This window comes from Bacterioplanoides sp. SCSIO 12839 (assembly GCF_024397975.1).
GTDB lineage: Bacteria > Pseudomonadota > Gammaproteobacteria > Pseudomonadales > Oceanobacteraceae > Bacterioplanoides.
In genome coordinates this window covers 630995-643634 of sequence record NZ_CP073745.1, presented here as the reverse complement: position 1 = coordinate 643634, position 12640 = coordinate 630995, and the positions used below count along the sequence as shown (strand labels likewise).

The following is a 12640-nucleotide window of genomic DNA, read 5'->3' as shown; positions in this document are numbered from 1 at the left end:
GCTCTGTACCTTAGTCCTTGAATTGTGGAACAACATTCGCCTTCTCAATCAGCTCAATCGGCAGTAGATATTCGTGGCCGTCGACAAACAGCACAATATCTTCCTGCTCAACACCAATCAGTTGGCCCTTAAATTTACGACGCCCGTCAAACGGCATGCGTAAGCGCAATTCAATAATATGATTGGCGTAACGCTGAAACTGTTCGAGGGTGAACAATGGTCGATCCATTCCCGGTGATGACACTTCTAGGGTGTAATCCTGAGAAATCGGATCTTCTACGTCCAGCACACTGCTGAGCTGGCGGCTGACCGCAGCACAGTGATCCACTGTGATGCCGTCATCATGATCAATAAAAATACGCAGCAGGGTATGTTTACCCTGAGCAGAGTATTCCAGCCCCCAGAAGATGAACCCCATGGATTCAACAATGGGTGCCAGCATTTCGGTTAACTGAGTGTCTTTAGCCAAACAATCACCTATGTAAACGTTATTCCGCCGCTTAATTGCCGGAATACAAACAAAAACTGGGCATCAATGCCCAGTCCATAAAAGCCAGGTCACAAACGTTTCGATCAACTGATCACGTTCGACCCGACGAGAACTTACCGTTTCACACTCGTATTTTGCCGCGATCTGGCGCCAAAAACCTGAGCATCAAGTACGAAAAAGCCCCTGACGTGAGGGGCTTTTAGGCAAGTATCTGTAAAAAGCACGCGCATTATAGGTGCTTCAAACAGAAAAAGCGAACTCTGTTCGCCTTTTCTCACTTCGCCTTAAATAAGGCAAATTAGGTTGGTGCGGATAGCGAGACTTGAACTCGCACGAGCATAGCTCACCACCCCCTCAAGATGGCGTGTCTACCAATTCCACCATATCCGCACTGCAATCATCGGAGCTTATTGATCAGCCTGATCAACAACGGGCTCGTCAGATACGGATGCATCTAATTCTGAACCATCCAGAACCGGCGCATCAGAAATCGGCGCGTATTCTTCCACAACCGGGGTATCATTCTCAAGCTTTTCGATCACTTCCTGGCTAGGAATACCCAAATCAGTGGCACCAACCGCTTTTTGCTTAGCAACAACGGCCAAACCCAGACTGGTGATAAAGAACAGGGTTGCCAGAATTGCCGTTGAACGACTCAGGAAGTTACCAGAACCCTGACTACCAAATACTGTTTGTGAGGCACCGCTACCAAACGATGCACCCGCATCCGCACCTTTACCCTGTTGCATCATCACAAAGCCAATAATGCCTAACGCAAACAGAATGTGAGCGATTAAAATAATTTGTTCCATATTCAACCTATGAACGACAGATTCCTAAAAACTCTTCAGCCGTCAGCGATGCACCGCCAATCAGACCACCATCAATATCCGCCTGAGCAAATAACTCCGCGGCATTTGCAGCTTTAACACTGCCACCGTATAAAACCCGGGTTTCATCCGCTACTTTCTGACTGACACCAGCCAGCAATGAACGAATAAAAGCATGCATCTGTTGAGCTTGCTCTGGTGTTGCCGTTTCACCAGTGCCAATCGCCCAAACGGGTTCGTAGGCGATTACAACCTGCGACCACTGCGGCTCAGTCAACTGGTGCAACAACGCCGAGAGTTGCTGCTTAACGATCAGTTCAGCATAACCAGACTGGCGCTGATCAAGCGTTTCACCGACACACACAACCGCCGTCATACCGGCAGCCAGTACACGCTCGGTTTTTGCCAATACAGCAGCATCAGTCTCATGGAACAAGCTGCGACGTTCTGAATGACCAATTAATACCATGCCACAGCCGATATCCTGCAGCATGCCAACTGAAACCTCGCCGGTATAGGCGCCTGCTTCAGCCGTTGAACAATTCTGTGCACCAAACTGAATAGCCGAATCCGCCAACGTATCGGCAGCTAATGACAGATACGGGAACGGAGGAAAGACGGCAACATCACAATGCTGTACATCAGCAGCCAAGATATCGGATAACAAAGCTTTCGCCATGTCAGTGGAAGCATTCATCTTCCAGTTTCCGGCGACTAACAATCGACGCATGAGACTTCTCAAAATTCAAAGAGCGCAGATACTATCTAAGAAGGGAGAATGAAACAAGAGAAGCGGCCGAAACAGCGACTCCTGATTCATTTATAGAAGCCTGACCGGCGACTAAGAGAGTGCTTTTTCTACTACATCCGCCAGTTGCTGCGTTAACTCCGCGACCAGTGATGCATTTTCACCTTCCACCATCACGCGAACAACCGGCTCCGTACCCGATGGACGCAACAATACACGACCACGACCAGCCAATGTTGCTTCCACATCCGACACAGCGGCTTGTACCGTTTCATCAGCATTCACATCAATGTCTTTATTACGGCGCACATTAATCATGGTTTGCGGACATTTCACCATACCACGCTTCAGCTCATGTAATGGCTGCCCGAAGTCCTGCAACGCCATCATCACCTGCAAAGCCGACACAATGCCATCACCAGTGGAGGTGGAGTCAAGACATAACAAATGCCCGGATGATTCACCACCAAAACGCCAACCATGCTCTTTCAATTGCTGCATCACATAGCGGTCGCCAACCTTCGCCCGTGAAAAACCAATGCCTTTTTCCTTCAAGGCCAATTCCAGCCCTAGGTTTGACATCAGCGTGCCGACAACGCCACCACCTAAACGACCACGCTGCTGAGCGTGAATGGCCATAATAAATAACAGCTCATCACCATCAACGACATCGCCGTTTTTATCCACCATGGCAACACGGTCACCATCGCCATCAAATGCGATACCCAGGTCAGCACGCGTCTCGATCACTTTTTTCTGCAGCGCTTTTGGTGACGTAGAGCCAACGTCTTTATTGATGTTTAAGCCATCCGGTTCAGCACCAATAACCACCACTTCAGCGCCCAACTCACGGAATACGGCAGGGGCAATCTGATAGGTAGCGCCATGGGCACAATCCAACACAATGCGCAGCCCTTTTAAGCGCAAGCGTCGCACGGTACTTTTACAGAACTCAATATAGCGGCCCGCCGCATCACCAATCCGGAATGCCTTACCCAACTGATCTGAAGATACCGTTGTCATTGGCAAGTCGAGGTGAGCTTCGATTGCCTGCTCAATTTCGTCATCCAGCTTGGTACCCTGACCAGAGAAAAACTTAATACCATTATCATGGTAAGGGTTATGCGACGCACTGATCACAATGCCAGCATCGGCATAAAAGGTACGGGTCAGATAAGCAATGCCCGGCGTTGGCATCGGGCCCAATAAACCACTGTCCACGCCTGCCGCTGACAAACCGGCCTCCAGCGCAGACTCAAACATATAACCTGAAATACGCGTGTCTTTACCAATCAGAATGGTTTTTTTGCCTTGCTCGGCAAACACTTTACCGGCTGCCCAACCAAGCTTCATCACAAATTCTGGGGTAATCGGGAACTGACCGACCTCACCACGAATACCATCGGTTCCGAAATATTTTCTCGACATCCGTCTTCCTTCTTTATTTTTTAAACCGCTATTTTTCAACCCGCTGCTAAACAGGCATTAACGACCGCCAATGCTTCAGCCGTTGCTTTTACATCATGTACACGCAAAATTCGCGCGCCTTTCATCGCACTGATCACCGCCCCGGAAACACTGCCGGATACACGCTGATCCGCTTGTTCACAACCGGTTGCGGTACCAATCATACGCTTTCGCGACAATCCCACCAGCAAAGGTAAACCCAGCGATTCGAGTGCATCCAGACGATTTAACAGCTGAAAATTATGCTCATAGGTTTTACCAAAGCCAAAACCCGGATCCAGCAAAATAGAGTTTCTCTGAATACCGGCGTTTTCGCACGCTTGGATACGATCAGCAAGGAAGCTTTTCACATCCTCAACCACATCATCATAATCTGGATCATTCTGCATGGTTTTCGGATCACCCTGCATATGCATCAGGCACACAGGCAATCCGGATTCAGCCGCTGCCTGCAATGCCCCGTCGCGTTGCAGCGCACGTACGTCATTAATTAAATGCGCTCCCGCCGTACTAGCCTGTCGAATGACTTCTGCGGTACTGGTGTCCACCGAGATCACGACATCCAGCTCAGTTGCGATGGCCTCCACCACCGGAATCACACGATCCAGCTCTTGTTGCAGAGTCACCGGTTCCGCACCCGGGCGAGTTGATTCACCACCAATATCAATAATGGCGGCACCGTCCCGCATCATTTGCTCAGCCTTCCTTAACGCCGCATCTAACGAATTAAAACGACCGCCATCCGAAAAGGAATCCGGAGTCACATTCAGAATGCCCATCACCTGGGCTTGAGATAAATCCAGCGAACGCTGGCCGCATTGTAAAATCAAGCTATTCACTTCCGCTTGTAAATTAACGATCTGACTATGATGTGCTTTTCGAAGCAGCGACAGGATGTCGCGGTAGCTCGGCAGGGCCATGGATGGCCCTTCGGAGCGGCGTGAGAAAAACACATCATAGTTGTGATCGTGTGCAACACATAACAAAAAAGGCGGCCAAGCCGCCTTTTTATAAGTGATGATGAGAATCAGGTATTTTGCTCACCTGCCGCATCACCAACAGAGTCATCACCATCGTCTTTTGCCATATCGTGGCTTTCTGCCGCCGGCGCCGCTGGCCCTGAACCATTATTATCCCAGGACTTAGGTGGGCGTGGCTTTTTCCCCGCCATAATGTCGTCGATCTGATCGGTATCAATGGTTTCATACTCCATCAATGCGTCTTTCATCAACTCCAGTTTATCGCGATTGTCTTCCAGAATCTGAGTGGCACGATCGTAACAACGATCCAAAAGATCTTTCACTTCGGCATCAATGGTACGGGCGGTTTCGTCCGACAGGTGGGACAACTGACCACCACCAGAACTGCCAAGGTAGCTTTGCTGCTCTTCTTCAGAATACAACTGCGCACCTAACTTATCGGATAAACCCCATTTAGTAACGTAGTTACGGGCGTATTTGGTGGCACGCTCGATATCGTTCGATGCCCCGGTTGTGACACCGTCTTTGCCCAACGTCATCTCTTCAGCGATACGACCGCCGTACAGCGAGCAAATATTACTTTCAATACCACGCTTACTAATGGAGTGACGATCTTCTTCCGGCAAGAACATAGTCACACCCAGTGCACGGCCACGCGGAATAATAGACACTTTATAAACCGGGTCGTGCTCTGGAACGATACGACCAACAATCGCATGACCAGCTTCGTGGTAAGCGGTGTTGGTTTTTTCTGCTTCCGACATCACCATGGTCTTACGTTCGGCACCCATCAGGATCTTATCCTTGGCTTTCTCGAACTCTTCCATGGTGACCAGATTGCGGTTGGCACGCGCTGCAAACAAAGAGGCTTCGTTCACCAGATTAGCCAGGTCGGCACCGGAGAAACCCGGTGTACCACGGGCGATCAGTGATGCATTCACATCATCTGCCAGTGGCACTTTTTTCATATGAACTTGCAGAATTTGCTCACGACCACGAATATCCGGCAGGCCTACCGTTACCTGACGGTCAAAACGACCCGGACGTAATAACGCAGGATCTAATACGTCTGGGCGGTTAGTTGCGGCAATCACAATAATGCCGTCATTACCTTCAAAGCCATCCATCTCGACCAGCAGCTGGTTCAAGGTTTGTTCACGTTCATCATTACCGCCACCAATGCCAACACCACGAGAACGACCAACGGCATCAATTTCGTCGATAAAAATAATACAAGGTGCTTGTTTTTTGGCTTGCTCGAACATGTCACGCACACGGGATGCACCAACACCCACAAACATTTCAACAAAGTCAGAACCGGAAATAGAGAAAAAAGGTACTCGTGCTTCACCGGCAATGGCTTTAGCTAACAGAGTTTTACCCGTACCCGGCTGACCCACCATCAGAACACCACGGGGGATATTGCCGCCCAGGCGCTGATATTTGCCCGGGTCACTCAGAAAGTCGACCAGCTCTTTTACGTCTTCTTTGGCTTCATCGCAGCCTGCAACGTCCTCAAAGGTCGTCTTAATCTGATCTTCACTCAGCAACTTGGCTTTACTTTTGCCAAATGCCATCGGGCCACCCTTACCGCCAGCGCCACCCTGCATTTGACGCATAAACAGCATGAAGACGGCGATAATGATCAGAATCGGCAAAGAAGCTAACAATAACTGCGCAAAGAACCCCTGCTTTTCAGGTTTCTCACCGACCACCTCAACACGATGATCCAGCAGTGTATCAATCAACTTTTCATCATAGGTTGGCAATACAGACTCAAAGGTTTCACCAGAGGTGGTGCGCCCTGTGATGCTCTGACCTGAGATCGTCACTTTCTCGACCTGACCATTCTGAACCGCGGTCATAAACTGAGAATAAGAATATTCCTGGCCACGACCCACGTTCTGAAAGTTGTTAAACACCATCATCAGAACAGCGGCGATAACGGCCCACAATACGAAATTTTTTGCCATGAGTGGCATACCTCTTAACTCAGCAGAACCACGTGTTCCTTACTTTCTGTACGCAGATCTGAGTGTGTTGAATTTTGATCCTGTTCCTAGCTTAGCAAGCAATTACTAAGCACGAAAACCTTTGCCAACGATATAAACTTCCCGGGAACGCGCCCGCGAGGCTTTAGGCTTGCGAATCAGCACCTTACTGAAGGACTGACGCACGTCGGCCAGGTATTCATCAAATCCTTCGCCCTGAAACACCTTGGCGACAAAGTTGCCATTAGCTTTCAGAGTCTGACGCGCCATATCCAGCGCCAGTTCAACCAGATACATGGCACCTGGCTGATCGATAGAAGACATACCAGACATATTGGGGGCCATATCTGAAATTACAAGGTCTACCGGACGACCATCAACCACGGCCATGATTTCTTCAAAAACAGAGTCTTCAGTGAAGTCCCCCTGAATAAAGGTGACATCAGCAATATTGTCCATCGGCAGGATATCGGAAGCGATCACCACACCGTTACCATTCAGCTTGTTTGCCACCACCTGCGACCAGCCACCCGGAGCTGAGCCCAGATCCAGCACCGTACTGCCCGGCTTTAATAACTGGTCTTTCTCATCCAGCTCCAGCAGTTTGTAACTGGCGCGGGTTCGATAGCCATCCTGCTGTGCCATCTGCACATACATATCGTCTACATGTTCTTTCAGCCAGTTAGCACTGGTTTTTGAACGCGTCGAACGTGACATAGGGGGTTTTACTCCAAGGTCAGGTATACTAAGCGTTAATCACGCCTTATTTTGGTTTAAATAAGGCGATTCTAACATCGCACTGAAACAGAAGCTTTATGGCATTATCAAACGAACAGAAAAAAGCATACCGCTCTATTGGTCATAACCTGAACCCGGTTGTCACCGTGGCTGGCAATGGCATCACCGAAGGCGTGATGGAAGAGCTGAACCGCGCTCTAGACGATCACGAGCTGATTAAAGTCAAAATCGCCGTGGCCGACCGCGAAGTGAAACACGCGGTGATTGCTGAACTGGTCAAGCTGAGTGGTGCTGAACTGGTGCAGCAAATTGGTAAGGTTGCGTTATTGCTGCGTAAGAATCCAAAGGCGAATCCTAAACTGTCTAATCTTCAGCGACCATAATGGCTCGCTGATCATCTAGCTCGCCTTTAACCTTGCTCATTTCTGGAACCTTGCTCATTTCTGGCTTCATGGTTAGTAAAAATCACCTTACCCGGAGCCAGCAATACCCAAATCAGCCCTAAGACGGCTAATGCATGCAATAACATCATTTGCAGTTTCCACCAAGGCATCAAGGCAAAATACATCAGCGACATCAATAGCATAATCAAGATCAACTGTTGCGGCAGTTGCCGCCAGTTAAATGCTTTTTGTACCAACACCATGAGCAGCATCAGAGCACCACAGACGGCTCCGATTCCAACACTTGCGTGCACAACATCTATTCCGTGATGTGGAAAATACCCCTTTTGCTCCAGCACAGGCCTCACAATATAGGCACAAGACCAGATAATTCCGAGCCATAGCGTTCTGAACAGCATTAAATATTGTCGTAACATAACCCATCCTGAAAATTGCAAGACAGAAACCCCAGCATATACCAATTCAGCGGTTGGAAGGCTGAGCCGTTCCGGTGATAATGGGTCAAAATTTGGCTTGCCACCATAGTTATATGACAATCATGTGGCGTTCATAATAAAAGTTTTAACAAAGGTTTCATCAGATATGTCGAATGTTGTTATCTCCGGCACCGGGCTGTTTGTCCCACCACACGTGATCACCAATGAAGAGCTGGTTAACGCTTTTAACCAATACGTCGACAACTTTAATGCACAAAATGCTGCATCGATCGAAGCTGGAGAAACAGAAGCCTTGTCTCACTCCAGTCCGGAATTTATTGAGAAGGCATCCGGTATTAAGTCGCGCTACGCCATGTATAAAGATGGCATCGTTGATCCAGAAATCATGCACCCGGTTTTTCCAATGACTCAGGAAGGCCAGACACCTGAAATTGTGAGCATGGGCATCGCTGCCGCCAAAGGCGCCATGGAACAAGCTGGCAAAACCGCCGCAGACATCGATATGGTCATTGTTTCAAGCACCTTCCGTCAGCGCGACTACCCGGGCATGTCGGTTGAAATTCAGCGCGACCTGGGCATCAAAGGCTTTGCTTACGATATGGGTATTGCTTGCTCATCCGCCACATTCGGCATGATCAACGCATTCACCGCTTTGAAAGCAGGCACAGCAAAGTGTGTGTTGTTTGTTAATCCGGAATTCACGACACCGGGCCTGGATTTTAAAGACCGCGACAGCCACTTTATCTTTGGTGATGTGGCCACGGCGGCCATCATGGAACTGGAAGAAAATGCAAACCCGGAACATGCTTTCCGGGTTCTTAATACCAAGCAATTTACCGAGTTCTCCGATAACATCCGTACCGATGCGTCGTATGCAGACTATTGTTTCGACAATCTACCAGCCAATCGATACGCATTTAAACAGCGCGGCCGAAAAGTCTTCAAAGAACTGTTACCACTGGTGACCAACTTCATTGGTGAGCAACTGGAAGAAAATCAGATTAATGCCGAAGATATGAAACGTATGTGGTTGCATCAGGCTAACATCAACATGAACAATTTTGCCGTGAAAAAACTGTTGGGACGTATGCCGACCGCAGACGAAGCACCGGTTGTACTGGATGAATTTGCCAATACTGCGTCTTCAGGTTCTGTCATTGCTTTCCACAAATACAAAGACGATTTCCAGAGTGGTGATCGTGGCCTGATCTGCTCATTTGGCGCAGGCTATTCGATTGGTTCACTACTGGTTGAAAAAGTCTGATTCTGACATCTCACTGGAATCACCCTGATGTTTGAATCAAGGTGATTCCTCGCCACACTCCTGCCGTCTGCTTTATTTGTTCCTTTTTTTCAAAAAACCTTCATTAGCTAATTTGATTCCTCTGTGTCAGTGTTGCTCTCAATCTGTTTTATCGATGATGAGGAACACCCGATGTCTCAACCTAACTCCTTCGAGCGCGACCAATTATTAGCTTGTGGCCATGGAGAAATGTTTGGCGAAGGCAATGCCCGCCTACCATTACCTAACATGTTAATGATGGATCGTATTGTTCATATCAGCTCTGAAGGTGGTGCTTATGGCAAAGGAGAAATTGTTGCCGAATTGGATATCGACCCATCCCTGTGGTTCTTCGACTGTCACTTCGAAGGTGATCCGGTAATGCCGGGCTGCCTAGGACTGGACGCTATGTGGCAACTGGTTGGTTTCTTCCTTGGCTGGCGCGGCAATCCGGGTCGTGGTCGTGCGCTGGGCTGTGGTGAAGTGAAATTTCGTGGTCAGGTACTGCCTACCGCTGAAAAAGTGACCTACCGTATCGACGTGAAGCGTGTAATGGAACAAAAACTGGTGATGGGTATTGCCGATGCCCGCATGGAAGTGGATGGCCGCGAGATTTACCAGGCAAAAGATTTGCGTGTTGGTTTATTTACCTCAACCGCGGATTTCTGAGCGACAATAAAAAAGCCGCAATAAAAAAGGCGCATTTCGATGAAATGCGCCAAACTCATATCAAAGCAGGTATCAGTTGAATACCGCCCTGACATCAGGGAAGGTAAGAAACCACCTGTTATGCAGCAACTCAAACTGCATCAGGTATTACAGATCCTTGATCTGTTTAACAGTGGTCTTGGTATCACGTACCGCATTAGCAATCATGCGGAAGTTCACCAGAGACGCTTCATACGCGTTCAGTCCTGGTAAAATAGCACCGGCCGTTGCATCGGAAACAACCTGCACTTCAAAACCCTGCTCCATCAGCTCACGCAGGTGAGATTCAGTACACAGGTTAGAAGACATACCCGCCAGAATCACCTTATCAATATTGCGCTTACGCAGCTGTAGCACCAGATCGTTAGTTTCTGGGCCATAAACCTTATGAGGGTTGGTTACGATGGTTTTGCCGTCGTTAATCAGTGGTTTATAACGCTCCAGCCAGTCAGCACCCGATTTGGTAAAACCCGCTAACGACAGTGGATCTTTACGATCAAACATCTTGATGCTGTGCATTAACACTTCCAGAGAACCTTCATGCTCCCATTCGTGATCATGTGGATAGTAATAGTGAGGTGAAACAAAGACTGGCACCCCCTCGGCTTTTGCCGCTTTCATCAGGCTTTCGATGTTTTCAACCGTGTTATTCTCGGTCACGCTTTTACCAACCACACCCCAAGTCACACCATCCGGACTCAGAAAGTCATTTTGTGGGTCAGTAATCACCACCGCCGTATTGCCCTTGCTGAACTCAACACCCGGATCTGGCAGACCATCCGCTACGGCATTACCGGCAACGGCAGCAACCATCCCCAGAGACAAGCATAATTTTTTGATAGAAAACTTCATGGGTTAAACCTCGCTATGAATAGTTCTGTACTACGAGGTTAATTATCGTCACCAGCATGAAACTTTCAGTGCTTAAAAGTCTCAAATAAATGCTTCAGAGTCTTTTATAGGAATAAAATGGATATCCTGAGTTCAATATTGCGTCACATTCACTTGCGTGGCAGCGTTTACTTTAACTCCTGCTTCTGCTCACCCTGGGGGCTGGATATTGATCGAGACCAGCGCGCTTCATTTCATATCATAGAGCGAGGGCAATGCTGGCTGCAGCTGAATGACGAGGATCCTGTTCCTTTGGTTACCGGGGATATTGTGATTCTTCCACACGGCAGCAAGCATCAGATCTTTGACCAACGCAGCAGTACGCTCATCCCTGGAGCCACAGCGGTAGAACAAATTATCAGCGGCAACAACCCGTTCTCTGGCGAGCATGAGCATTTTAATATTGTGTGTGGTTACTTTGAATACGATCGCAATATTCAAAACCAGTTTATTGATTCGCTGCCCGAAGTTATTCACATCACTCAGCAGCAACGACTGCAGTTTCGTTTTTTACACAGCGCACTGGAAATGATTGCCACTGAAAGCGCGTCACAAAAACCCGGCAGCGAACTGTTAAAAGACAAAATCACCGAGTTATTATTTATTCAGGTAATGCGCACCTTTATTCAGCTCAACCCGCAAAAAAATAACTTTATCGCGGCATTGAACGATCGGCACATATCCGTTGCGCTGGGATTAATGCACACACAACCAGAAACTCACTGGACGCTACATGAGTTGGCAAAACATTCTGGCATGTCACGCTCCCGGTTTGCCCAGCACTTTCATGACCTGGTCGGAACTACCGCTATGCGTTATCTGTTGTCTTGCCGTATGCAACGAGCGAAACAATACATTGAAGAAACCAGTACTCCGGTTAACAACCTGGCAGAACTGGTTGGGTATTCATCAGACAGCGCCTTTAAAAAAGCATTTAAACAATTTTTTGGCCACACACCGGCACACTTCAGGAAACAAACGGCATCAAAGCCCCCTGAACTCACCTCATAAGTGCAACAGACCATACAATGGCCACTTCGACTGAGCTTTTAGCTAAAACCATAGTCTTATTGCATCAGTCGGATTAAAATCGCCGCGCTCAATAAGCAGAGGCGAATATGGCACAAATCATTCAAACTGAAATGACCGAACTGGTTACTCCGGATCTGGCAAATTTTTCCGGAAAAATGCATGGCGGTGAACTGCTCAAACTGCTCGATAAAGTGGCTTACACCTGTGCTATGCGTTACGCCGGCCACTACGCCGTCACCCTGTCGGTTGATAACGTTTTCTTTAAAGAGCCAATTTATATTGGTGAACTGGTTACTTGCCTGGCAACCATTAATTACACCGGCCGCACGTCAATGGAAATTGGTATTAAAGTGATTTCCGAAAACATACAAGAAAAAACAGTGCGTCATACACATACCTGTTATTTCACCATGGTGGCGATGGGAGAAAACAACAGACCGACACCTGTACCGCAGCTGGAGCTAACCGATGAAGTTCAACAGCGCCGCTGGAATAAGGCATTAAAACGCCGCCAGGCACGCTTCAAGCTGCAGGAAATGATGAAACAAATTGAACAAGAAGACAGCGACGAAGATCTGCAGGACCTACCGGCTATTGCCTGCCCTTAGCAAAAACACAGGCCTACACAGATACACCCGGAGC

At 48.3% G+C, this 12640-nt stretch carries 14 protein-coding genes and 1 tRNA gene; 5 read left to right on the top strand and 10 right to left on the bottom strand.

Annotated elements, in window-relative coordinates; all coding sequences use genetic code 11:
- Positions 1-10: 10 nt before the first annotated feature.
- The 8 genes from rimP to rlmE form a co-directional block, all read right to left on the bottom strand.
- Entirely contained in the window at positions 11-469 is a 459-nt protein-coding gene (rimP, locus tag KFF03_RS03070; protein ID WP_255858825.1) for a ribosome maturation factor RimP, read from the bottom strand.
- A 325-nt stretch (positions 470-794) separates the two neighbouring features.
- Positions 795-880: transfer RNA gene (locus tag KFF03_RS03065), tRNA-Leu, on the bottom strand.
- Positions 881-897: 17 nt separating this feature from the next.
- Positions 898-1302, bottom strand: a complete 405-nt coding sequence (secG, locus tag KFF03_RS03060; RefSeq protein ID WP_255858823.1) for a preprotein translocase subunit SecG — start codon at positions 1300-1302, stop codon at positions 898-900.
- Between the two features lie 7 nt (positions 1303-1309).
- On the bottom strand, positions 1310-2050 hold the full coding sequence (gene tpiA / locus KFF03_RS03055; protein WP_255858821.1) for a triose-phosphate isomerase: 741 nt from the start codon (positions 2048-2050) through the stop codon (positions 1310-1312).
- A gap of 111 nt (positions 2051-2161) precedes the next feature.
- The gene (gene glmM / locus KFF03_RS03050; RefSeq protein ID WP_255858820.1) at positions 2162-3496 is read right to left on the bottom strand and encodes a phosphoglucosamine mutase; all 1335 of its coding nucleotides are present in this window, start codon (positions 3494-3496) and stop codon (positions 2162-2164) included.
- Positions 3497-3531: 35 nt separating this feature from the next.
- Positions 3532-4314 (bottom strand): dihydropteroate synthase, encoded by a 783-nt coding sequence (folP, locus tag KFF03_RS03045; RefSeq protein WP_370647472.1) that lies wholly within the window; start codon positions 4312-4314, stop codon positions 3532-3534.
- A gap of 248 nt (positions 4315-4562) precedes the next feature.
- Positions 4563-6488, bottom strand: a complete 1926-nt coding sequence (gene ftsH, locus KFF03_RS03040) for an ATP-dependent zinc metalloprotease FtsH (RefSeq protein ID WP_304941519.1) — start codon at positions 6486-6488, stop codon at positions 4563-4565.
- A gap of 105 nt (positions 6489-6593) precedes the next feature.
- On the bottom strand, positions 6594-7223 hold the full coding sequence (gene rlmE, locus KFF03_RS03035) for a 23S rRNA (uridine(2552)-2'-O)-methyltransferase RlmE (RefSeq protein WP_255858817.1): 630 nt from the start codon (positions 7221-7223) through the stop codon (positions 6594-6596).
- A gap of 98 nt (positions 7224-7321) precedes the next feature.
- Here rlmE and yhbY point away from each other — a divergent pair, with 98 nt between their 5' ends.
- On the top strand, positions 7322-7627 hold the full coding sequence (gene yhbY, locus KFF03_RS03030; protein WP_255858815.1) for a ribosome assembly RNA-binding protein YhbY: 306 nt from the start codon (positions 7322-7324) through the stop codon (positions 7625-7627).
- A 26-nt stretch (positions 7628-7653) separates the two neighbouring features.
- Here yhbY and KFF03_RS03025 read toward each other — a convergent pair whose 3' ends face one another.
- Positions 7654-8184: a hypothetical protein gene (locus KFF03_RS03025; RefSeq protein ID WP_255858814.1), complete on the bottom strand. Its 531-nt coding sequence runs from the start codon at positions 8182-8184 to the stop codon at positions 7654-7656.
- A 46-nt stretch (positions 8185-8230) separates the two neighbouring features.
- On the opposite strand from KFF03_RS03025, the gene KFF03_RS03020 reads away from it, so the two are divergent.
- On the top strand, positions 8231-9349 hold the full coding sequence (locus KFF03_RS03020; protein WP_255858813.1) for a beta-ketoacyl-ACP synthase III: 1119 nt from the start codon (positions 8231-8233) through the stop codon (positions 9347-9349).
- Positions 9350-9520: 171 nt separating this feature from the next.
- Positions 9521-10036, top strand: coding sequence for a 3-hydroxyacyl-[acyl-carrier-protein] dehydratase FabA (gene fabA / locus KFF03_RS03015; RefSeq protein ID WP_255858811.1), 516 nt, complete (start codon positions 9521-9523; stop codon positions 10034-10036).
- Between the two features lie 147 nt (positions 10037-10183).
- On the opposite strand, the gene KFF03_RS03010 is transcribed toward fabA, so the two are convergent.
- Complete coding sequence (locus KFF03_RS03010; protein ID WP_255858810.1) at positions 10184-10927, bottom strand: cysteine hydrolase; 744 nt, start codon at positions 10925-10927, stop codon at positions 10184-10186.
- A gap of 117 nt (positions 10928-11044) precedes the next feature.
- Here KFF03_RS03010 and KFF03_RS03005 point away from each other — a divergent pair, with 117 nt between their 5' ends.
- Both KFF03_RS03005 and KFF03_RS03000 read left to right on the top strand, forming a co-directional pair.
- Entirely contained in the window at positions 11045-11977 is a 933-nt protein-coding gene (locus KFF03_RS03005; RefSeq protein ID WP_255858809.1) for an AraC family transcriptional regulator, read from the top strand.
- Positions 11978-12084: 107 nt separating this feature from the next.
- Entirely contained in the window at positions 12085-12606 is a 522-nt protein-coding gene (locus KFF03_RS03000; RefSeq protein ID WP_255858808.1) for an acyl-CoA thioesterase, read from the top strand.
- Positions 12607-12640 lie beyond the last annotated feature (34 nt).

Bases quoted from the DNA above. Each gene is read 5' to 3' on its own strand.
- KFF03_RS03020 (WP_255858813.1), top strand. From the start codon at position 8,231: ATGTCGAATGTTGTTATCTCCGGCACCGGGCTGTTTGTCCCACCACAC.
- yhbY (WP_255858815.1), top strand. From the start codon at position 7,322: ATGGCATTATCAAACGAACAGAAAAAAGCATACCGCTCTATTGGTCAT.
- rlmE (WP_255858817.1), bottom strand. From the start codon at position 7,223: ATGTCACGTTCGACGCGTTCAAAAACCAGTGCTAACTGGCTGAAAGAA.
- glmM (WP_255858820.1), bottom strand. From the start codon at position 3,496: ATGTCGAGAAAATATTTCGGAACCGATGGTATTCGTGGTGAGGTCGGT.
- ftsH (WP_304941519.1), bottom strand. From the start codon at position 6,488: ATGGCAAAAAATTTCGTATTGTGGGCCGTTATCGCCGCTGTTCTGATG.
- KFF03_RS03005 (WP_255858809.1), top strand. From the start codon at position 11,045: ATGGATATCCTGAGTTCAATATTGCGTCACATTCACTTGCGTGGCAGC.
- fabA (WP_255858811.1), top strand. From the start codon at position 9,521: ATGTCTCAACCTAACTCCTTCGAGCGCGACCAATTATTAGCTTGTGGC.
- tpiA (WP_255858821.1), bottom strand. From the start codon at position 2,050: ATGCGTCGATTGTTAGTCGCCGGAAACTGGAAGATGAATGCTTCCACT.
- KFF03_RS03000 (WP_255858808.1), top strand. From the start codon at position 12,085: ATGGCACAAATCATTCAAACTGAAATGACCGAACTGGTTACTCCGGAT.
- folP (WP_370647472.1), bottom strand. From the start codon at position 4,314: ATGGGCATTCTGAATGTGACTCCGGATTCCTTTTCGGATGGCGGTCGT.
- KFF03_RS03010 (WP_255858810.1), bottom strand. From the start codon at position 10,927: ATGAAGTTTTCTATCAAAAAATTATGCTTGTCTCTGGGGATGGTTGCT.
- secG (WP_255858823.1), bottom strand. From the start codon at position 1,302: ATGGAACAAATTATTTTAATCGCTCACATTCTGTTTGCGTTAGGCATT.